Below are 20,307 nucleotides of genomic sequence, written 5' to 3' on the forward strand. Positions count from 1 at the left end.
CCTCACCTGGGCGGGTACGGGGGCGCGGCGGACGCCGGCGGGGGCTGGTGCGGTGCGGGCGGAAACGCGGGTGGGGCGGACGGCGCGGTGGGTGACGTGGGGCGGTGTCGACCGAACCAGGCGTTCGCCGCCGGCAGGGTCAGCAGCGTTGCTACCACAAGGTAACCGAGGGCCTGCCCGACCGAAAGCCCGGCGTTGAGCGGGATCCACCAGGACGGGTACGCGTCCGAGATGAGGCCGAGCAGCTCGGCGGTGGCCCGCTCGTCGGCGCCCAGCCGCAGCGGCGCGGCCCGCTCGCCGACGAGCACCGCCACGCTGCAGCAGCCCGCGAGCAGGCCGAGCCCACAGACCACCCAGGTGGCCACCCGCGCGCCACGCCGACCCGTCAGCAGCCCGAGGGCCAGGCCGGCGAGCACGGGCACGGAGAGGGCCGCCACCACCGCGGTCAGCACCGCCGACGCCCGCAAGAGGGTCACCACGTCGTCGATCTGCTGCGGGCTCGCCGAGGTGTCCCGAGCGGCAGCCCGGAACGCGTCCACGGTCCGGCCCAGCACCGCCAGGTCGACGACGGCGTACGCGAGCGCGCCCACCGCCATCACCAGCAGCACGGCCGAGGCCGCCAGGACCACGGCGGGCCGGCGGGGCGGTGCCGATTCGGGGTACGACACGACGGATCCCTCCGGTAGGCGTCGGGTTGCAACCTACTCGGAGGGATCGTCGGCGTCGTGCTTATCCAGCGGTCAACTGGTCGACGGCGGGGTCGGTCCGGGGCGGTCCGCAGGCGGCGTGTCGTCCGGCCGGTCGGTGCCGGACGGGCCCGACGGCGGCGCGGACGGCGGAGTGCCCGGCTGCTCCGACCCGGGTGCCTGGCCCGGCGTCGACGGATAGCCCGGCTCACCACTCGACGGGTAACTCGGCTCGCCGCTGGACGGGTAGCCCGGCTGGCCGGGAGCCTGCGGGTAACCGGGCTGGCCGGACGCCTGCGGGTAGCCCGGGTAGCTGGTGCCGGGGGTCGGGGGCTCCCAGGCCGCGGCGGGCTTGCGGAAGAACTCGTTCGACTTGGGCAGTGCCAGCAGGATGAGCGCCGCCAGCAGCGCGAGCAGGCTGATCACGCCGAGCGTGATGGTGACCGGGGCGATCCAGGACGGCAGCGCCTCCTCGAGACGGCGCTGGACCTCCTCGCTGCTCGGCATGTCGCCGCCGCTGTTCCCACCGGTGGTGAAGCCGCCGCCCACGCCGTTGAGCACGGTGCCACCCGTGCAGCAGACCATGATGCCGCCGACGATCCAGGTGGTGATGCGCGAACCGTTGCTACCCCGGTTGTTGAAGATGGCCAGCACGGCCAGCACGACCGCGAGCAGGAGCACGAGGATGCCGGCGCCGAGGGCGAACGCGAAGACGAAGTTCGCCACCTGGTCCGCGCCCTCGGCGGTACTGCTCGAGTAGGCGTCGCGGAGCACGTCGCGGGTCTTGCCGATGGTGGAGAGGGTGAGGATGAGACTGATCACCTGGCACGCCAGGAACAGGAAGAGCAGGTAGCTGGAAATCGTCACGGTGGATGGCCGCTGGCGGGCCGGCGTGCTCTGGGATTCGACCACGATTCTCCTTCCCTAGATCGGGCCCACACCGTATCGGCAACCGGCCACTCCGGCATGCCGTGCCGAATGCGGCGGCGCGTCGGGTCGCTCAGCGCCCGTCGTCGGTGGGGCGGATCGCCAGGTCGGCGGGATCGAGCAGGTCGCCGCGGGCGACCCGCCAGCCCTCTTCGCCGTACGCCTCGAAGGAGAGCCGGGCGTTCGGGCCCGACTGGTAGTCGTGGTAGCGCATCGTCCCGGCCGGCGGCAGGCCGGTCTCCCCGGTGGCGGTGTAGCGGGCCTGCCCGGTCTCGGCCCAGGTGTAGCGCAGCCCGCCGAGGTCGATGGTCGGGGCGCCGGGGGTGACGGTCGCGCCGGGCTCGGCGGTCCAGAGCACCAACTCCAACTCGGGGTCGCCGTCGCCCTCGACGGAGAGCCGGTGTGGCGTGCCGGAGGCGTCGTCGAGGAGGTGCTGCACCCAGCTCCAGTCCCCCTCGACCAGGCGGATGGTGCCGCTCACGACGTACTCCCGCTGGCCGATCCGCACGCGATCACCCGGCGCCAGTCGGTGGGCGCCGTCAAGGGTGGGCCGGGCGGCCGGCGGCACGCCGGTGGGCCGGGCGGCGGCCCGCCGCCGGGCCCGCACGACGAACACGAGCACGACCACGATGAGTACGACCACCGCCGCCATCAGGTACGCCAGCGACCCGTCCACCCGACCACCTCCCCAGGTACGTCGGCGCAGACGGTAACAACCTCGCGCACCGAATTGAGTCGCGTCGTGACCGAAAGCTCAGCTACCGACGGCAGCCGGGGTGTCGCCGGCCGTGGTCATTGTGGATACCCGGATGCGGGCCGCTCTCCCGTGCCGGGGCGGCCAGCGGTCGGTGTCGGGTGCGCGACCGGCCGGTGCGGCGGCCGGGTCACGCCGCCGCGAGTCGCTGGGTGGCGTAGTCGCCGAGGGTGGAACGCCCCATGACGCAGCCGACGAAGGTGGTGAACTCGGTGGGGTCGTCCCGCAGCGACGTCCACGCCGCTCGGGCCGCCGCCGGGTCGGCACGCTCCAGCAGCGTCGCCGCGTACGCCCGGCCGGCGGGTGAACCCTCGGCGAGCAGCCGGTCGAGCTGCCGGCGTACCTCCTCGGGGTGGTCGTCGAGCGCAGCCTCGACGCGCTGGTACGCCTCGGTCACCGGCAGGGTCGCACCGGCGATCCCCACCCCACCGAAAGCAAGCGTGTCGGCGGTGACCAACTCGTCCACGGCCGCACCAAGGTCCCGCTCCCAAGCCTTACGCATCCCGAACATGCCCCAACCCTTTCCCTCCCCGCCCACCTCTCACCCTGTTGATCAAGAGGTTTGCGTCATGAGAAGACGTCCCCATGACGCAAACCTCTTGATCACCGCGGTCAGGCCGGGGTTACCGTGAGGGAGTTGGTGGCGGGGGTCAGGTCTACCTTTACCGTGTTGCCGTCTCGGATTGATCCGCTCAGCAGGGCCTTGGCCAACTGGTCGCCGATGGCGGTCTGGACCAGGCGGCGCAGCGGGCGGGCACCGTAGATCGGGTCGTAGCCGTGCTCGGCCAGCCACTGACGCGCGGACTCGGTGATCTCCAGGCCGAGCCGCCGGTCGGCCAACCGCCGCCGCATCCGGTCCAGCTGGATGTCGACGATGGAGCGCAGATCATCCCCGCGCAGCGCGGCGAAGACCACGATGTCGTCCAGCCGGTTGAGGAACTCCGGCTTGAAGTGCGACCGGACCACGGCCAGGACGCCCTCCCGGCGCTGCTCCTCGGCCAGCGTCAGGTCGCTGATCACCGACGACCCGAGGTTGGAGGTGAGGATCAGGATTGCGTTGCGGAAGTCCACCGTGCGGCCCTGGCCATCGGTGAGTCGACCGTCGTCGAGCACCTGGAGCAGCACGTCGAAGACGTCCGGGTGGGCCTTCTCCACCTCGTCCAGCAGGATCACCGAGTACGGCCGACGGCGCACCGCCTCGGTGAGCTGCCCGCCCTCCTCGTAGCCGACGTACCCGGGCGGGGCGCCGACCAGGCGAGCCACCGAGTGCTTCTCGCCGTACTCGCTCATGTCGATGCGGACCATCGCCCGCTCGTCGTCGAAGAGGAACTCGGCGAGCGCCTTGGCCAGCTCCGTCTTGCCGACACCGGTCGGGCCGAGGAAGAGGAAGCTGCCCGTCGGGCGGTCCGGGTCGGCGACACCGGCCCGTGCCCGGCGTACGGCGTCGGACACCGCGCTCACGGCCTCGGCCTGGCCGACCACCCGGCCGCCCAGCGACTCCTCCATCCGCAGCAGCTTTGCCGTCTCGCCTTCGAGCAGGCGGCCGGCCGGAATGCCGGTCCACGAGGCGACCACCGCGGCGATGTCGTCCGCGCCGACCTCCTCTTTGAGCATCGCGCCGTCGGCCTGGAGCTGGGCCAGCTCCTCCTCGGCCTGCTTCAGCTCGACCTTGAGGGCGGGGATGCGGCCGTAGCGCAGCTCGGCGGCACGCTCCAGCTCCCCGTCCCGCTCGGCCCGCTCGGCCTCGCCGCCCAGGCGCTCCAGCTCCTCCTTGGCGGTGGAGAGCTTGGTGATGTGGCTCTTTTCGGTCTGCCAGCGCTCGGAGAGCACGGTGAGCTGCTCGCGCTTGTCGGCCAACTCCTGGCGCAGCCGCGCCAACCGCTCGGCGGACGCGGCGTCCGGCTCCTTGGCCAGCGCCATCTCCTCGATCTCCAGCCGGCGGACCGCCCGCTCGATCTCGTCCACCTCGACCGGGCGGGAGTCGATCTCCATCCGCAGCCGGGACGCGGACTCGTCGACCAGGTCGATCGCCTTGTCCGGCAGGAACCGGTCGGTGATGTACCGGTCGGAGAGCGTCGCGGCGGCGACCAGCGCGGCGTCGGTGATCCGGACGCCGTGGTGCACCTCGTAGCGCTCCTTGAGCCCGCGCAGGATGCCGATGGTGTCTTCGATGGTCGGCTCGCCGACAAGCACCGGCTGGAAGCGCCGCTCCAGCGCCGGGTCCTTCTCGATGTGTTCGCGGTACTCGTCCAGCGTGGTGGCACCGACCATCCGCAGCTCACCGCGGGCCAGCATCGGCTTGAGCATGTTGCCGGCGTCCATCGAGCCCTCGCCCTTGCCGGCGCCGACGACGGTGTGCAGCTCGTCGAGGAACGTGATGACCTGCCCGTTGGAGTTCTTGATCTCCTCCAGGACGGACTTCAGCCGCTCCTCGAACTGGCCCCGGTACTGGGCGCCGGCGACCATCGCGCCGAGGTCCAGCGAGACCAGCTTCTTGTCGCGCAGCGACTCGGGGACGTCGCCGGCCACGATCCGCTGGGCGAGGCCCTCGACGATCGCGGTCTTGCCGACGCCGGGCTCGCCGATCAGCACCGGGTTGTTCTTCGTACGACGGGAGAGCACCTGGATGACCCGGCGGATCTCCGAGTCCCGGCCGATCACCGGGTCGATCTTGCCGTCGCGAGCGCTGGCGGTCAGGTCGACGCCGTACTTGCTGAGGGCCTGGTAGGTCTGCTCCGGGTCGGCGGTGGTGACCCGCCGGTCTCCGCCCCGGACGGTCGGGAAGGCCGCGACCAGGGCCTCCTCGGTGGCGCCGGCCGACTTCAGCGCGGCGGACACCGCGCCGCCGACCTGGGCCAGGCCGGCGAGCAGGTGTTCGGTGGAGGTGTACTCGTCGCCCAGCGGCCGCGCGATCTGCTCGGCGGCGCCGATGGCGTTGACGAACTCCCGGGCCAGCGTGGGCTCGGCGATGCTGGAGCCTCGCGCGGCCGGCAGGGCGTCGACCGCCCGCTGGGCGGCCCGGCGCAGCTCGGCGGGGTCGGCCCCGACGGCGCGCAGCAGGCCGGCGGCGGTCGAGCCGTCGGTGTCCAGCAGGGACAGCAGGAGGTGCCAGGGCTCGACGGTGGCGTGGCCACGCTGGTTGGCCAGCGCGACGGCGCCGGTGATGGCCTCGCGGCTCTTGGTGGTGAGTTTCTCGGTGTTCATGGGCTCCCCCGGATCGGCGTTGTCCACTGGGTTGGACACAACCAGAGTTGAGCGTATTCCGCTCAACCTTACCGCTGTGACGGTCATCACTCCCGGGGCCGCCACCGCCAGTCGAACTCGCCGGTCGCCGGGGGCGGGCCGGGCAGCGGGTCGGAGTCCGGCGCCGTCGACAGGCCGCCGAGCAGCACCGCGAGCTGGCGGCGGCGTAGCTGGCGGGTCCGCTCCGCATCGGGTACGCGCACCGCCGCGCACGCCTCCAGCACCAGCCCCAGGTCCTGTACGACCACGTCGGGGCGCAGTCGCCCGCTGGCGTGCGCCCGTTCGACGAGCGCGGTGGCCAGCTCGCTGGCGCGCAGCGCGTCCCGGCCCATCTCCTCGGTCGGCGTGAAGGTGCCGGCCAGGTGGACGGTGAGCGAGTGCACGTCGGCGTCGACCACCGCGGCCAGGAACCCGGCGAACGCGTTCCAGTCGTCCGGCTCGGCGAGCGCCTCCTCGGCCACGGCGATGTAGCGGCGCAACCCGTCGTGGCAGAGCTGGCGCAGCAGGGCCTCCTTGCCCGCGTACCGCCGATAGAGCGCGCTGATGCCGACGCCCGCGCGGTCCGCGACGGCGGCGATCGGCGCCTTCGGGTCGTCGAGGAAGACGGCGCGGGCGGCTTCGAGGATCACCTCGTCGTTGCGGGCGGCCTGGGCGCGGCGGCCGGCCAGAGCCTTGGGGGACGTCGTCGACATGACCAGAGACTAGCACTGGAACGGATCGTTCCGGTCTGATAGCGTGATTGCAGAACGAAACATTCCGTTCCGGAGGAGTTCGAAATGACCGCGATCCGCCCGTTCCGCGTCGAGATCCCGCAGAGCGCCATCGACGACCTGGCCGCCCGCCTGGGCCGCACGATCTGGCCCGCCGAGCTGCCCGGCGTCGGCGACGCGTACGGGATGAGCGGCGACCGGGTCCGCGCGCTCGCCGACCGGTGGCGGGACGGGTTCGACTGGCGGGCCGTCGAGGCCCGGCTGAACGCCCACCCGCACTTCGTCACGGAGATCGACGGCGAGCAGATCCACTTCCTGCACGTCCGGTCGTCCCGGCCGGACGCCACCGCCCTGGTGCTCACCCACGGCTGGCCGGGCTCGGTGCTGGAATACCTGGACGTGATCGGCCCGCTCACCGAGCCGAGCGACCCCGCGGCGCCGGCCTTCCACCTGGTCATCCCGTCGCTGCCCGGCTTCGGGTTCTCCGGCCCCACCCGCAGCGCCGGCTGGAACCGCTTCCGCACCGCCCGCGCCTGGGCCGAGCTGATGAACCGACTGGGGTACGACAGCTACGGCGCGGTCGGCAACGACGCCGGCTCGATGGTCGCGCCGGAGCTGGGCCGGATCGACGCCGAGCACGTCCTCGGCGTACACGTCACCCAACTCTTCTCGTTCCCGTCCGGCGACCCGGCCGAGTTCGCCGGCCTGTCCGAGGCGGACCAGGCGGCGCTCGGGCACCTCCAGTGGTTCTACGAGAACAAGTTCTCCTTCAACCAGGTGCACAGCCAGCAGCCGCAGACCCTGGCGTACGGGCTGGCCGACTCGCCCGTCGGGCTGCTGGCCTGGAACGCCCAACTCTTCGACGAGAGCCTGGACGACGACTTCGTCCTGGCCAACGTGGCGCTCTACTGGTTCACCGGCACGGCCGCTTCGGCGATCCGCTTCTACTGGGAGGACGCGCACGCCGGTCAGCAGCCGTCCGAGCCGACCACGGCACCGACGGCGCTGGCCATGTTCCCCGGCGACTTCCAGTCCATCCGCCGCTTCGCCGAACGGGACCACGCGAACATCGTCCGCTGGACGGCGTACGAGACGGACGTCGCGGGACGCGGCGACGTCGGCGGCCACTACGCCGCTCACCAGGCCACCGATGCCCTGGTCGGCGACATCCGCGAGTTCTTCGCCACCCTCCGCTGACCGCGCCGGTAGATCGACTCGACGTCCTGGAAATCGGGGTATCCGGGCTAACGGGACACCCCGACATCACCGAAACCGAGTCGATCAACCCGCTGTCGAATCAGGCGCGTGGCCGCCCGGCGCGAAGCTGCCGAGCCGGTCGCAGCTCTGCAAGGAGTACGGCGTGTCGGACACCGTGGTCGGCAAGGCCATGATGATCCTCCGTGCGACCGGCTTGACCGAGACGCTGGAAGGCGTCGGCGTGTTCGTGGCGGGGAAGCCGTAGACCCCCCGACTCGCGGCCGCGCGCTCTAGATCGACACGAGATCGCTGATCTGGGGGTGTCCCGCCGACTGGGATACCGCGATATCGGCGATCCCGTGTTGATCATGGCCGGGCGGGGGACGTGGCTTCCAAGATCTGCCGTCTGTTCACCTAGCGGTAGCCTGGGCGGGTGCGAGTACGTGTCGAGCAGACCGCCTTACCGGGGATCGGGGTACGCCACGATCTGGTGACGGAGTCCGGACGCCGCCTGGGCGTGGTCTCCCACCGCAATGGCCGCCGTGATCTTGTCCTCTACGACCCGGACGATCCCGACTCCTGCCAGGCGGACATTCCGCTGACCGACGACGAGGCGGAGGCGCTGGCCGACATCCTCGGCGCGTCGCTGATGCTCGGTCAGCTCTCCGGGCTGCGCGAGCAGGCTGCCGGTCTGCTCACCGAGCAGATCGCCATCCCGGCCGGTTCGCGGTACGTCAACCGGATGCTCGGCGACACCAAGGCTCGCACCCGCACCAGCGCCTCGATCGTGGCGGTGCTGCGCGATGGCACGGTGAACGTGTCGCCCGAGCCCTCCTTCCGCTTCGCGGCCGGTGACGTGGTGGTCGTCGTCGGGACCCGTCAGGGTCTCGACGGCGTATCCGCCATCCTCGCCGACAGTGACCCGGACGGCTGAGGCGGATGCACGATCTCACCACGCTGCTCATCGAAGTCGGCGCGCTCCTGCTGCTGCTCGGGCTCCTCGGCCGGCTCAGCCGACGCATCGGCCTCTCTCCCATCCCCCTCTACCTGCTCGCCGGGCTCGCGTTCGGGCACGGCGGGCTGCTGCCGCTGGACGCCAGTGAGGAATTCTTCGCGGTCGGCGCCGAGATCGGCGTGATCCTGCTGCTGGTGATGCTCGGCCTCGAGTACTCGGCCAACGAGCTCGTCGGCAACCTGCGCTCGGCAGCACCGGCCGGCCTGATCGACGGGCTGCTCAACGCCCTGCCCGGCGCCATCTTCGCCCTGCTGCTCGGCTGGGACTGGGTGGCCGCCCTGGTGCTCGGCGGCATCACCTGGGTCTCCTCGTCGGGCGTGATCGCCAAGGTCCTCGCCGACCTGGGTCGGCTCGGTAACCGGGAGACCCCGGTGATCCTCTCGGTGCTGGTCATCGAGGACCTGGCGATGGCGCTCTACCTGCCCCTGGTCACCGCCGTGCTGCTAGGCAGCGGCCTGGTCGGCGGCGGGATCGCGCTCACCGTCGCGGTGGGTACGGTGCTGATCGTTCTGGTGGTCGCCATCCGGTACGGCCACCTGATCTCGTCCGCCCTGTCGGCGAAGGACCCGGAGGCGCTGCTGCTCGGCGTACTCGGCCTGACGTTGCTGATCGCGGGCATCGCGGCGAAGCTGCAGGTGTCGGCGGCGGTCGGCGCATTCCTGGTCGGCATCGCCCTCTCCGGCCCGGTGGCACACCACGCCACCGAGCTGCTCTCGCCGCTGCGGGACCTGTTCGCCGCGGTGTTCTTCGTGTTCTTCGGCCTGACCACCAGCCCGCAGGACATCCCGCCGGTGCTGCTGCCGGCGCTCGCCCTGGCCGTGGTCACCATGGGCACGAAGACGCTCACCGGCTACCTGGCGGCCCGCCGGGTCGGCATCGCCGAACCCGGTCGCTGGCGGGCCGGCCTGGCCCTCGTACCCCGAGGTGAGTTCTCGATCGTCATCGCCGGGCTCGCGGTCGCGGCCGGCAGCGTCGAGCCGCGGTTGGCCGCGCTCGCCGCGACGTACGTCCTGATCACCGTGGTGACCGGGCCGATCCTGGCCCGGCTGCCCGACTTCCCGTGGTTCAAGCGGTGGTTGCGCAACCGCGCGGCGGCCCAGCGGCGGGAGCCGGTGCCGATCCACGACTGACGTTCAGCCCGCTGCCGTGCCCTTGTCGGCGCGGCAGCGGCGCTGGCCAGGACACCCGAACGGCCGTTCGGGCCAGGCCGGCCGACGGATGCCGAATTGCTCCCTGCGGGTACTACCGCAGCACTCGACGGCGGGTTACCGTTTCGCCCCAGCAGCCACGGTCCGCAGGCAGCGTTGCCAGACGCGGGCGAGAGCGGAAGGTTGGCCGGTGAGCGTGCAGGAGTCGACGTTCCACGGTTTTGCCAACCCCGTCGATCCGACGCCGGCGGAGTTGCGAGCTTGGGCGTTCCAGCCCGATTCGGTGCCGTTGTCCTCCATGCCACCCGACTGGGACCTCCTGGTCTCCGGCGACCGCCTGGTGCTGACGCTCTTCGAGCTGGCGATGGACGCGACCTGCCCCGCGCGGCGCTTCGCGCTGCACTGCCTCTACATCTACGCCGCGGACGGCATCCGGACGAACTTTCGTGCCCATCCCAAGCGCCGCTTCCGCAAGCTGGTCGAGCAGGCCGAGCGCGACGGCGACGAGCTGATGAGGATCTGGGCGCACAACGGCCGCGTCCTGCTGGCCCGGCCGGACCTCTTCGTCTACCGGGACTGGTGCGAGGGCGGCCTGGTCCGCGAAAACCGCCGCCTCGGCTGAGCAGAATCGCCACCGGGCCGTCTTCACGATGATCGTTGGCAGCTCAGCAGTCGGCTGCCCGGCGTGTCGAGTCGCTCAGCCGCCAACGATCACGTCCGCCGGGTCACGACGGCGGGACATCGGGCCCGCCGATGACCGGGTAGCGCAGGGACGCAGCGTCACCGCGTCCCGGCCCGCATCGGCAAGGCGAACGGGCCGGGACCCCCCGTGGGTCCCGGCCCGCACGTCGGTCACCGGATCAGTCCTGCTTGCGCTCGGTCTCGGCTCGGGCCGGGTCGACGCCGTGGTCGTCCTGGTCGGCGAACCGTCCCTCCTTGATCCGGTCGCGAAAGGTTGCCTCGGTGACCTTGTCGAACTTCTCGCGGACGGTGTCGGCCAGACTTTCCAACCGCTCCTCCGTCTGCTGAGCGAGGCTCTTCGCCTGCTCCGTCATCGCTCCCCCAACCGCGCCGATAGGCCCGAATTAAGGCGATAGGACCCGTATCGACAGGCTAACGGAAACGGCCTGGTCCGCGCCGGAAAATCCGGCGCGGGCCAGGCCGAGGAGCAGGGTCAGCGGTCGGGTGTACGGCGGGGACGCCAGACCACCAACGCGGTGGACGTGCGGTTGGTCGGCACCAGATCCCGGCCCGGGAAACGGGCCAGTGACTCCAGCTCGGCCACCCGGCGGTACGCGGCGTCCAGCTCCGCCTCCAGCCGTGCGACCCGCTGCTGCGCCTGCTCCAGCAACCGCTCCAGCCCGATGATCCGCTTGACGCCGGCCAGGTTGATCCCGTCGTCCTGGCTGAGCCGCTGCACCTCGCGCAGCAGCACCACGTCCCGGACGCTGTATCGACGGCCACCTCCGGCAGCCCGGCCGGGCTGCACCAGCCCCAGCCGGTCGTACTGGCGCAGGGTCTGCGGGTGCATCCCCGCCATCCGTGCCGCCACCGAGATCATGAGCACCTTGGCCTCGTAGGCAGGGTCACCCGAACCGAGGAACTCGCCCGACATCCCGCTCACCTCCGCGTCCATCCCACCGGACTATCCGACCCGACGCACCCGGGCGTCGAGATGTTCCCGCGCCGCCGGCGGACTCTGCTCGGCGAACGCCTCCAGCGCCGCCCGCGCCTCGTCCGACAGACGGGCCGGCACCACCACATCCAGGGTGACCAGCAGGTCACCGGCCTGCCCGTCGCGACGGACCACACCCTTGCCCCGGGCCCGCAGCACCCGCCCGCTGGGCGTGCCGGGCGGAACCCGCAGCGTCACCGCGCCGTCGAGCGTGGGCACCCGCAGGTCCGTGCCGAGCACGGCCTCCGCGTAGGTCACCGGCACGGTCAACGTCAGGTCGTCTCCGGTACGCCCGAACAGCTCGTCCGGCCGGACCTTGACGTGCACGAACAGGTCGCCGGCCGGGCCACCACGCTCACCGGGCTCACCGCGCCCGGCCAGCCTGATGCGCTGGCCGTCGGCCACACCGGCCGGGAAGCGCACGTTCATCGTGCGGGTCTTGGTGACCCCGCCGCTGCCGTGGCACTCCGGGCACTTCTCCTCCACCACGGTGCCGACGCCCTGGCAGTTGCCGCACGGCTCGGAGAAGCTGAACGACCCCTGGTTGCGGGTCGTGACCCCGGCGCCGTGGCAGACCGGGCAGGTACGCGGTTGGGTGCCGGGCTTGGCGCCGTTGCCGTGGCAGGTGTCGCAGACGCCGGGGGCGCGCAACGTCAGCGGCAGGGTCACCCCGCGCACCGCGTCGCCGAAGTCCAGAGCCACCTCGGTCTCCACGTCCCGGCCGCGAGCGGGCCCACGCGGAGCGGCCTGCCCACCGGCCTGCCCACCCGAGAAGATCGAGCTGAACAGGTCCTGGAAGCCGGCCCCGCCGAAGCGGCGGTCACCGCCACCGGCGGCGCCACCGCCGAACAGGTCGGAGACGTCGAACGGCATCCCGCCCGGCTGGCCGCCCGCCCGGGCGTTGCGCCGGAACGCGCCCGAACTGAACAGCGAACGCATCTCGTCGTACTCCCGGCGACGGCCGGCGTCCGACAACACGTTGTACGCCTCGGACACGGCCTTGAACCGCTCCTCGGCCTTCGGGTCGCCCGGATTGTGGTCCGGGTGCGATTCCCGGGCCAGCTTGCGGTACGCCTTTTTGATGTCATCCGCGGAGGCGGCCTTGTCCACGCCGAGCACGGCGTAGAAGTCCTTCTCGAGCCAGTCCTTCGAACTCACCGGTCCACCACCTCCTTCCGACCGTTGTGGCCCGGCCGTCCCGTCCACCGCTGTGCGGGGGACGGGACGACCCGGTCACTGTCTCGCACTATTCCGGATCCGCGACCGCGACCAGCGCGGGGCGCAGCAGCCGCTCACCGAGCTGGTAGCCGCGTCGCATGACCTGCACGCAGGTCGGCTCGCTGACCTCGGCCGAGGTCTGGTGCGCGACCGCCTCGTGCCGGGTCGGGTCGAACGGTTCGCCCTGCTCGCCGAAGGCGTTCAGGCCGAACTTGCCCAGCGCGGTGGTGAGCTGTTCCGCCACCGTTCCGAACGGCCCGACCAGGTCGCCGTGTTCCCGGGCCCGGTCCAGGTCGTCGAGGATCGGCAGCAGCGCGGCCAGCACCGAGCCGGTCGCCTGCTCCTGGACCAGGCTGCGGTCCCGGTCGACCCGCTTGCGGTAGTTGGCGTACTCCGCCGACACCCGCTGCAGGTCCCTGGTCCGTTCGTCCAGCTCGGCCCGGAGCGCCTCCAGCTCGGCGCCGAGCGACGTGCCACCGCCGTCCACCGGCTGCGCCGGGGCGTCCACCACCGGCGGGCCGGACGGCTCCGGCCCGTCGGTGGAGTTGACCTCGGCCTCGATCTCGTCGACCACGATCTCGGCGTCCTCGACCAGGCCCTCGGCGGGTACGTCGCTGCCCGCGTCCGTGGCGGTGCCCGCCGGCTCCGACGTGTCGGTCAGCTTGCGGTTGTTGCGGATGACGACCCGCTCCCCGTCGCCGGTGGCCGGCTCCGTGGGCGCGGAGCCACCCGGCGTCGACCCGGTGTCGCCCGGGTCGGCGGCTCGTGGCTTCTGCGTCATGCGGCTACCTCATCCCCTTCGCCGTGGATACGTGTCGGAGGCCGATGGTCACTTCTTGCCGTCCTCGTCCACGATCTCGGCGTCGACCACGTCGTCGGCGCCACCGGCGGCGCCGGCCTGCGGACCGGTCGCACCGGTCGCACCCGGGCCGGCCTCGCCGCCCGGCTGCTGGCCCTGCTCGGCCTGCTGGGAGTAGAGCAGCGAACCAGCCTGCTGGGAGACCTGCGCCAGCTTCTCGTGGGCGGACTTGATCTTCTCGATGTCCTGACCGCCCAGGGCACCCCGGAGCTCACCGAGCGCCTCGTTGAGCTGCTCCCGGTTCTCGCTGGGCAGCTTGTCGCCGCTCTCGGCGAGGAACTTCTCGGTCTGCCACTGGAGCGCCTCGGCCACGTTGCGGGTCTCGGCGTCGTCGCGGCGGCGCTTGTCCTCCTCCGCGTGCTCCTCGGCGTCCCGGCGCATCCGCTCGATGTCGTCCTTCGGCAGCGACGAGCCGCCGGTGATCGTCATCTTCTGTTCCTTGCCGGTGCCCAGGTCCTTGGCGTGCACGTTGACGATGCCGTTGGCGTCGATGTCGAAGGCGACCTCGATCTGCGGCACGCCGCGCGGCGCCGGCGGGAGGCCGGTCAGCTCGAAGGTGCCGAGCTTCTTGTTGTACGCCGCGATCTCCCGCTCACCCTGGAACACCTGGATCAGCACCGACGGCTGGTTGTCGTCCGCCGTGGTGAAGACCTCGGAGCGCTTGGTCGGGATGGTGGTGTTGCGCTCGATGAGCTTGGTGAAGATGCCGCCCTTGGTCTCGATGCCCAGGCTCAGCGGGGTCACGTCGAGCAGCAGGACGTCCTTGACCTCACCCTTGAGCACACCGGCCTGCAGGGCGGCGCCGACGGCGACGACCTCGTCCGGGTTGACGCCCTTGTTGGGGTCGCGGCCGGTGAGCTGCTTGACCAGGTCGGTCACGGCGGGCATCCGGGTCGAACCACCGACGAGGATGACGTGCTCGACGTCGGAGATCTTGATCCCGGCGTCCTTCACGGCCTGCTCGAACGGGCCCTTGCAGCGGTCCAGCAGGTCCTGCGTCATCCGCTGGAACTCGGCGCGGCTGAGCGTCACGTCGAGGTGCAGCGGGCCGGCCGCGCCGGCGGTGATGTACGGCAGGTTGATGTTGGTCGTGGTGGCGGCGGACAGCTCGATCTTGGCCTTCTCGGCGGCCTCACGGAGGCGCTGGAGGGCCATCTTGTCCTGGCTGAGGTCGATGCCGTGCTCGCCGCGGAACGTCTTGACCAGGTGGTCGATGATCCGCTGGTCCCAGTCGTCGCCACCGAGGTGGTTGTCACCGCTGGTCGACTTGACCTCGATGACGCCCTCGGCGAGCTCCAGCAGCGACACGTCGAAGGTGCCGCCGCCGAGGTCGAAGACCAGGACGGTCTGCTCCTTGGAGCCCTTGTCCAGCCCGTACGCCAGGGCGGCCGCGGTCGGCTCGTTGACGATCCGCAGCACGTTGAAGCCGGCGATCTCACCGGCCTCCTTGGTGGCCTGGCGCTGGCTGTCGTTGAAGTAGGCCGGAACGGTGATCACCGCGTCGGTGATCTGCTCGCCCAGGTACGCCTCGGCGTCCCGCTTGAGCTTCATCAGCGTCCGGGCCGAGATCTCCTGCGGGGTGTACTTCTTGCCGTCGATGTCGACGGACCAGTTCGTGCCGACCTCGCGCTTGACCGAGCGGATCGTCCGGTCCGGGTTGGTCACCGCCTGGCGCTTGGCGACCTCACCGACGAGCACCTCGCCGTTGCGGGCGAACGCGACGATCGACGGGGTCGTCCGCGAGCCCTCAGCGTTGGCGATGACGGTGGGCTCACCGCCCTCGAGAACGCTGACGCAGGAGTTCGTCGTGCCGAGGTCGATACCGACCGCACGTGCCATCTTCGCTTCCTCACTTCGTAAGGTTGTGCAGGTGGCGGGCATCGCCCGCGAATGCTCGGCGGGCACCGCCCGCAGCGGACCCCACCACAAGTTGAGTGAACTGGACTCAATAGTGCCACGCGCTGGCGAATCGTCAAGTTGAGTTGAGCCGACCCGACGCAACCCAGCCGTTATTACCGTCCGGTTGTCTTCCCTTGCATCGGTCGGGCACGCTTTAGCGGTGACGACGCACGGCGATTCCGCCACCCGTTCCGGCGCGCCCGCCGTCGCAGCCCGCACCGGCCCGCCGGACGCCGCGGAGGAGCCGCCCGCCACCACCGGGGACGACAGCCTCCCCGGCGCGCTGTCGGGCCTGAAGGCCGCGATCGGCGCGACCCGCTATCCGCTCGCCCTGCCCTCCGCCAAGGCCGCCCGGCACACCGCGAGCGCCCTCACCGACCAGCTCGACGACTACCTGCTGCCCCGGCTCGCCCGACTGGACGCCCCGCTGCTCGTGGTGGTCGGCGGTTCCACCGGCGCGGGCAAGTCGACCCTGGTCAACAGCCTGGTCAAGGCCCGGGTCAGCGCCGCCGGTGTGCTGCGGCCCACCACCCGCTCCCCGGTGCTTGTCTGCAACCCGGCCGACGCGTCCTGGTTCCGGCAGGGCGACCTGCTGCCCGGGCTGACCCGCACCACCGAGCCGAGCGACGATCCACGCTCCCTGCACCTGGTCACCGCCCCCGCTCTGCCGCCGGGTCTGGCCTTCCTCGACGCACCGGACATCGACTCCGTCGTCGACGCCAACCGGGCGCTCGCGAGCCAGCTGCTCGCCGCCGCCGACCTCTGGCTCTTCGTCACCACCGCCGCCCGGTACGCCGACGCGGTGCCGTGGGAGCTGCTGCGCAGCGCGCGGGCCCGGGGTGCAGTGATCGCCATGGTGCTCGACCGGGTGCCCGCCGAGGCCAGCGACGAGATCGCCGCGCACCTGGCCGAGATGCTCGCCGCGCAGGATCTGGGCCGGGCGCCGCTGTTCGTCCTCCCGGAGACCTGGGTCGACGGTCAGGGGCTGCTGCCCGAGGGGGTCACGGCGCCGCTGGCCGACTGGTTCGCCCGGCTGGCCGCCGACGCCGACGCCCGCGCGGCGGTGGTCCGGCAGACCCTGGACGGCGCGCTGGCAGCCCTGCACCCCGCCGTCGAGGAGCTGGCCGACGCGGCCGACGAGCAGGTCACCGCCGCCGACGGGCTGGACGAACGGGTCCGGGCCGCGTACCGGGGTGCCGAGCGGACCGTCGAGCAGGGCCTGCAGGACGGCCGACTGCTCCGCGGTGAGGTGCTGGCCCGCTGGCAGGAGTTCGTCGGCACCGGCGAGTTCTTCCGCACGCTGGAGGCCCGCATCGGGCGACTCCGCGACCGGGTGGTGGCCGCCGTCACCGGCCGGCCCGCGCCGGCCGCCGAGCTGCGCAACGCCATCGAGTCGCAGCTCGTCACCCTGCTGCGGGGCGTCGCGTCCGAGGCCGCCGAATCCGCGTACACCGGGTGGAAGGCACACCCGGCGGGAGCGGACCTGCTCGAGCCGGGGCTCGCCCACCCGAGCGACGACCTGCCCGAACGCGCCGAACGGATGGTCCGGGACTGGCAACGCGGCGTGCTGGAGCTGGTCCGGGTCGAGGGCGGCGACAAGCGGTTCGTGGCCCGCACCGCCGCGTACGCGGTGAACGCCACCGGGCTGGCCGTGATGATCGCCGTGTTCGCCTCGACCGCGTTCATCCCCACCGGGCTGGAGTTGGCCACCGGGGCCGGTACGACGGTCGCCGCGCAGGCTGTCCTCCAGGCGATCTTCGGCGACCAGGCGGTGCGTACCCTCGCCGCGAAGGCCCGGGTCGACCTGGTGGCGCGGGTCCGGACGCTGCTGGACGCGGAGGCGGACCGCTTCCTGACCCGCACCGCCGAAGCCCGACCCGCCGAGGCGGCCGGTGACGCGCTGCGGCGGGCCGCCGGCCGGGTCGAGCTGGCCCGGCACCGCAGCGGCCTGGCCACCGGCGACGGCACCCTGCCGGTCGGCGACGAGGAGGGTTCGCGGTGACCAACATCGCCGGCCGGGTACGCGAGGCGTTCCGCGGCGACCAGCGGGTCGACCCCGACGCGCTGATCGCCCGCCTGGAGGCCGTACGCCGATTCCTGACCGCCGTCGACGGCCTGCTGCCGGACTCCGAGCTGGTGCCGGCGCACACTCTGGTCGAACGGGCCGGCACCCGGCTCGCCCTGTCCCGCGATCACACCGTGGTGGCCCTCGCCGGCGCCACCGGCAGCGGCAAGTCCAGCCTGTTCAACGCGCTGGCCCAGCTGGAACTCTCCCCGGTCGGGGTCCGCCGGCCGACCACCGGCGTGACGCACGCGTGCGTGTGGGGGCCGCTGGAGGGCGCCAACCGGCTGCTCGACTGGACCGGGGTGCTGCCCCGGCACCGCTTCGTCCGGGAGAGCGCGCTCGACGCGGACGACGAGACGGCGCTGCACGGGCTGATCCTGCTCGACCTGCCCGACTTCGACTCGGTGCAGCGGTCCCACCGCCTGGAGGTGGACCGGCTGCTCGGCCTGGTCGACCAGGTGGTCTGGGTGGTCGATCCGCAGAAGTACGCCGACCGGGTCATCCACGACAGCTACCTGCGCGAGTTCCACCGGCACCGCGACGTCACCCTGGTCGTGCTCAACCAGGCCGACCGGCTGCCACCGACCGAGCTACCCCGCGTCCTGGACGACCTGCGCCGGCTGCTCGACTCCGACGGGCTGACCGGCGTGCCACTGCTCGCCACCACCGCCATCGACCCGGCCGGGATGGTCGGGCTGCGCACCGCGCTGGAGCGTACGGTCGCCGAGCGGCAGGCCGCCCTGCGTCGGCTGGCCGGCGACGTCGACTCGGTCGTCGCCGGCCTGGACGAGCTGGTCGGCTCGGCCCGACCGGCCGGTGGCCCGGACGGAACGGCCGTCGCCGCGCTGAACCGGGCGCTGGCCGGCACGGCCGGTGTGCCGGCGGTGACCGAGGCGGTGGAGCAGGCGTACCGGCATCGGGCCGGCGCGGCCACCGGCTGGCCGGTGGTGCGGGGCTGGCGCCGGCTCCGACCCGACCCGCTGCGCCGGCTGCACCTGCCCGGCCCGACCGGCGGCGCGGCCGACCCGGCGGAGAGCCTGGTCGCGGCGACCTCGGTGCCCGATCCGACCGCCACCCAACGCTCGGCGCTCGGCCTGGCGATCCGCGCGGTGGCCGACCGGGCCGCCGCCGACCTGCCCGCCGCCTGGCCGGCGGCGGTCACCTCCGCCGCCCGGTCCCGCCTGGGCGACCTGCCGGACGCGCTGGACCGGACGATCGCCGGCACCGACCTCGGCCTGGACAGGCGACCGCTCTGGTGGCGGGTCGTCGGCGGTGTGCAGTGGCTGGTCACCCTGGCCGCCGTGGTCGGGTTGGGCTGGCTGGTGCTCGGCTACGCGCTGCGGGCGCTCGGCCTGCCCGCGCTGGACAACCCGATGGTCGGCCAGGTGCCGCTGCCCACCCTGCTGCTGCTCGGCGGCCTGCTGGCCGGGCTGCTGGTGGCGGCGGTGACCCGCCCGGTGGTGCGCTGGGCCGCCCGGCGGGCCCGCGCCCGCGCCGAGCAGCGCCTGACGGCCAAGGTCGCCGACGTCGGCGCGGAGTACGTGCTCGCCCCGGTGCGGATCGTGCTGGCCTCCTACGCGCAGGCACGCGACGCGCTGCGGGACGCCGCCCGCCGCTGACGCCGCTTGGTACGCCCCGACCGGCGTAGGGTCGGAGCATGGCCACGCCTCAGACCCCTTACGACGCGGTGCTGCACGCCGCACGCGACGTGACCAAGCTGGAGTCCGCCCTCGACGCCGAGATGCTCGGCAGCGCGCTGCTGGGCAGTGTCTACGCGATCGCGGAGACCGACCGCGACACCGCCGTGCGGGAGTTCGTCACCGGGTTCCTCGCCGCCACCGCCCGCCGCCGGATCGCGGCGGCGACCACCATCCGGCAGGTCTTCGCCACGCTCGTCCCGACCGCCGAGGGCACCGAGCGGGTGCGTCCGGGCAGCCAGGCGCCCGGCTGGTCCGGGCAGCTCGGCCGGGTGCACCTGACCGGCAGCTGGGCGTACGGCGACGTTTACGGCGACCAGACCTCCTACCTCGCCACCTTCGCGTACGACGACGCGGCCGGTGGCCCGGAGCACGCCCTGGTGGCCCTGGTCGACCACAACATCGGGATCACCAAGGACATCTTCGTCGGCGGGCCGGCGGAGCGGATCCTGGACCAGGTCCGGCAGATGTGCGCCGACGACGAGCTGACCTGGTTCCGCACCGAGGACCCGTCCCGGCTGCGGGGTGAGGTGGCCCGGCACCTGTCGGTCACCGACGACCTGACCGAGCTGCCCGGCGAGGGTTCGCTCGCCACCGACCGCGCGCTGGTCGGCGCCCGGCTGGCGCTGCTCCCCACGGCCGCCGACCCGACCGGCCCGGCGGAGGTCGAGCCGCTGTCCGCCGCCGAGCGCACCGACCTGGTCCGGCGGTTCCTGGCGGCGCCGGAGGCCGCCCGGTTCGGGCTCGACAGCGTCGACGGCCCGGAACTCGCCTCGCTGCACTTCTGCCTGAGCCTGCTGCTGGACCACTCGGCGAGCTTCCCGGACGCCGACCCGATGCGGTGGAGCCCGGCCGTGGCCGGGCTCTTCCTGCTCGACTGGGTGCACCGCCGTGCCGTGCTGGACATGGACGACGCGGCGATGCTGCCCCGGGTGCTGCGCGCCTGGGCCCGGTACGCGTCGCGGCAGCGCGGGCTGCCCGAGGCGGCCGCGACACGCACCGACGAGGCGATCGAGGAGATGGTGCCGGAGTTCGCCCGGCTCTACTCCACCGGCGAGCGGCGCAGCCCGGCCACGGCCGCGGTCGCGCAACTGATGGCCGACGGCGTGGACCCGGACGACCCGGCCGCGCTGGACGCCTGGATCGAGGCGAACCGGCACCGCCTCGCCGACGACGGCGCCTGACGGCCGCCGGGCGGGCGGCACCACGCCGCC

19 protein-coding genes are annotated in these 20,307 nt (G+C 72.5%); 8 read left to right on the forward strand and 11 right to left on the reverse strand.

Annotated elements, in window-relative coordinates; all coding sequences use genetic code 11:
• Positions 1-2: 2 nt before the first annotated feature.
• The 6 genes from ACFYPR_RS14745 to ACFYPR_RS14770 form a co-directional block, all read right to left on the reverse strand.
• Positions 3-668 carry a hypothetical protein gene (locus ACFYPR_RS14745; protein ID WP_387260374.1) on the reverse strand — a complete coding sequence of 222 codons (666 nt, stop codon included), beginning with the start codon at positions 666-668 and terminating at the stop codon, positions 3-5.
• A gap of 72 nt (positions 669-740) precedes the next feature.
• Positions 741-1,598, reverse strand: coding sequence for a hypothetical protein (locus tag ACFYPR_RS14750; protein ID WP_363938345.1), 858 nt, complete (start codon positions 1,596-1,598; stop codon positions 741-743).
• An 88-nt stretch (positions 1,599-1,686) separates the two neighbouring features.
• On the reverse strand, positions 1,687-2,289 hold the full coding sequence (locus tag ACFYPR_RS14755; protein ID WP_387260376.1) for a DUF4178 domain-containing protein: 603 nt from the start codon (positions 2,287-2,289) through the stop codon (positions 1,687-1,689).
• Between the two features lie 208 nt (positions 2,290-2,497).
• A complete protein-coding gene (locus tag ACFYPR_RS14760) occupies positions 2,498-2,878 on the reverse strand; it encodes a hypothetical protein (protein WP_354860222.1) in 381 nt (126 codons plus the stop codon).
• 101 nt (positions 2,879-2,979) lie between these two features.
• Positions 2,980-5,571 carry an ATP-dependent chaperone ClpB gene (gene clpB, locus ACFYPR_RS14765; protein WP_387260379.1) on the reverse strand — a complete coding sequence of 864 codons (2,592 nt, stop codon included), beginning with the start codon at positions 5,569-5,571 and terminating at the stop codon, positions 2,980-2,982.
• An 86-nt stretch (positions 5,572-5,657) separates the two neighbouring features.
• Complete coding sequence (locus ACFYPR_RS14770) at positions 5,658-6,302, reverse strand: TetR/AcrR family transcriptional regulator (RefSeq protein WP_387260382.1); 645 nt, start codon at positions 6,300-6,302, stop codon at positions 5,658-5,660.
• An 84-nt stretch (positions 6,303-6,386) separates the two neighbouring features.
• On the opposite strand from ACFYPR_RS14770, the gene ACFYPR_RS14775 reads away from it, so the two are divergent.
• The 5 genes from ACFYPR_RS14775 (at position 6,387) to ACFYPR_RS14795 (ending at position 10,302) form a co-directional block, all read left to right on the forward strand.
• The gene (locus tag ACFYPR_RS14775) at positions 6,387-7,517 is read left to right on the forward strand and encodes an epoxide hydrolase (RefSeq protein WP_355064602.1); all 1,131 of its coding nucleotides are present in this window, start codon (positions 6,387-6,389) and stop codon (positions 7,515-7,517) included.
• A gap of 40 nt (positions 7,518-7,557) precedes the next feature.
• Complete coding sequence (locus tag ACFYPR_RS14780; RefSeq protein ID WP_387260644.1) at positions 7,558-7,782, forward strand: winged helix-turn-helix domain-containing protein; 225 nt, start codon at positions 7,558-7,560, stop codon at positions 7,780-7,782.
• A gap of 168 nt (positions 7,783-7,950) precedes the next feature.
• Complete coding sequence (locus ACFYPR_RS14785) at positions 7,951-8,451, forward strand: cation:proton antiporter regulatory subunit (protein ID WP_007454242.1); 501 nt, start codon at positions 7,951-7,953, stop codon at positions 8,449-8,451.
• A gap of 5 nt (positions 8,452-8,456) precedes the next feature.
• Entirely contained in the window at positions 8,457-9,662 is a 1,206-nt protein-coding gene (locus tag ACFYPR_RS14790) for a cation:proton antiporter (RefSeq protein WP_354860212.1), read from the forward strand.
• Between the two features lie 208 nt (positions 9,663-9,870).
• Positions 9,871-10,302 carry a hypothetical protein gene (locus ACFYPR_RS14795; protein ID WP_354860209.1) on the forward strand — a complete coding sequence of 144 codons (432 nt, stop codon included), beginning with the start codon at positions 9,871-9,873 and terminating at the stop codon, positions 10,300-10,302.
• 238 nt (positions 10,303-10,540) lie between these two features.
• On the opposite strand, the gene ACFYPR_RS14800 is transcribed toward ACFYPR_RS14795, so the two are convergent.
• From ACFYPR_RS14800 to dnaK, 5 genes are all read right to left on the reverse strand, one after another.
• Entirely contained in the window at positions 10,541-10,735 is a 195-nt protein-coding gene (locus ACFYPR_RS14800; protein WP_354860207.1) for a hypothetical protein, read from the reverse strand.
• 119 nt (positions 10,736-10,854) lie between these two features.
• The gene (locus ACFYPR_RS14805) at positions 10,855-11,295 is read right to left on the reverse strand and encodes a heat shock protein transcriptional repressor HspR (protein ID WP_030332087.1); all 441 of its coding nucleotides are present in this window, start codon (positions 11,293-11,295) and stop codon (positions 10,855-10,857) included.
• A gap of 30 nt (positions 11,296-11,325) precedes the next feature.
• Entirely contained in the window at positions 11,326-12,513 is a 1,188-nt protein-coding gene (dnaJ, locus tag ACFYPR_RS14810) for a molecular chaperone DnaJ (protein ID WP_354860205.1), read from the reverse strand.
• Between the two features lie 88 nt (positions 12,514-12,601).
• Entirely contained in the window at positions 12,602-13,354 is a 753-nt protein-coding gene (gene grpE / locus ACFYPR_RS14815) for a nucleotide exchange factor GrpE (RefSeq protein ID WP_354860203.1), read from the reverse strand.
• Between the two features lie 48 nt (positions 13,355-13,402).
• Positions 13,403-15,271: a molecular chaperone DnaK gene (gene dnaK / locus ACFYPR_RS14820; RefSeq protein ID WP_355134030.1), complete on the reverse strand. Its 1,869-nt coding sequence runs from the start codon at positions 15,269-15,271 to the stop codon at positions 13,403-13,405.
• 220 nt (positions 15,272-15,491) lie between these two features.
• Here dnaK and ACFYPR_RS14825 point away from each other — a divergent pair, with 220 nt between their 5' ends.
• Genes ACFYPR_RS14825 through ACFYPR_RS14835 form a run of 3 tightly spaced genes read left to right on the forward strand, consistent with a single transcriptional unit; the run spans position 15,492 to position 20,277 of the window.
• Positions 15,492-17,333, forward strand: a complete 1,842-nt coding sequence (locus ACFYPR_RS14825) for an ABC transporter (RefSeq protein WP_387180961.1) — start codon at positions 15,492-15,494, stop codon at positions 17,331-17,333.
• On the forward strand, positions 17,330-19,015 hold the full coding sequence (locus ACFYPR_RS14830; RefSeq protein WP_354860195.1) for a GTPase: 1,686 nt from the start codon (positions 17,330-17,332) through the stop codon (positions 19,013-19,015). The genes ACFYPR_RS14825 and ACFYPR_RS14830 overlap by 4 nt, the downstream gene beginning before the upstream one ends.
• Before the next feature lie 38 nt (positions 19,016-19,053).
• The gene (locus tag ACFYPR_RS14835; protein ID WP_387260386.1) at positions 19,054-20,277 is read left to right on the forward strand and encodes a hypothetical protein; all 1,224 of its coding nucleotides are present in this window, start codon (positions 19,054-19,056) and stop codon (positions 20,275-20,277) included.
• Positions 20,278-20,307 lie beyond the last annotated feature (30 nt).

The organism is Micromonospora sp. NPDC005254, assembly GCF_042872525.1.
In the GTDB taxonomy this organism is placed as follows: Bacteria; Actinomycetota; Actinomycetes; order Mycobacteriales; family Micromonosporaceae; genus Micromonospora.

What these genes read in the sequence shown, in the direction of transcription:
- ACFYPR_RS14760 (WP_354860222.1), bottom strand. Translation starts at nt 2,878, where the DNA reads ATGTTCGGGATGCGTAAGGCTTGGGAGCGGGACCTTGGTGCGGCCGTG.
- clpB (WP_387260379.1), bottom strand. Translation starts at nt 5,571, where the DNA reads ATGAACACCGAGAAACTCACCACCAAGAGCCGCGAGGCCATCACCGGC.
- ACFYPR_RS14770 (WP_387260382.1), bottom strand. Translation starts at nt 6,302, where the DNA reads ATGTCGACGACGTCCCCCAAGGCTCTGGCCGGCCGCCGCGCCCAGGCC.
- ACFYPR_RS14775 (WP_355064602.1), top strand. Translation starts at nt 6,387, where the DNA reads ATGACCGCGATCCGCCCGTTCCGCGTCGAGATCCCGCAGAGCGCCATC.
- ACFYPR_RS14790 (WP_354860212.1), top strand. Translation starts at nt 8,457, where the DNA reads ATGCACGATCTCACCACGCTGCTCATCGAAGTCGGCGCGCTCCTGCTG.
- ACFYPR_RS14800 (WP_354860207.1), bottom strand. Translation starts at nt 10,735, where the DNA reads ATGACGGAGCAGGCGAAGAGCCTCGCTCAGCAGACGGAGGAGCGGTTG.
- ACFYPR_RS14805 (WP_030332087.1), bottom strand. Translation starts at nt 11,295, where the DNA reads ATGTCGGGCGAGTTCCTCGGTTCGGGTGACCCTGCCTACGAGGCCAAG.
- grpE (WP_354860203.1), bottom strand. Translation starts at nt 13,354, where the DNA reads ATGACGCAGAAGCCACGAGCCGCCGACCCGGGCGACACCGGGTCGACG.
- dnaK (WP_355134030.1), bottom strand. Translation starts at nt 15,271, where the DNA reads ATGGCACGTGCGGTCGGTATCGACCTCGGCACGACGAACTCCTGCGTC.
- ACFYPR_RS14835 (WP_387260386.1), top strand. Translation starts at nt 19,054, where the DNA reads ATGGCCACGCCTCAGACCCCTTACGACGCGGTGCTGCACGCCGCACGC.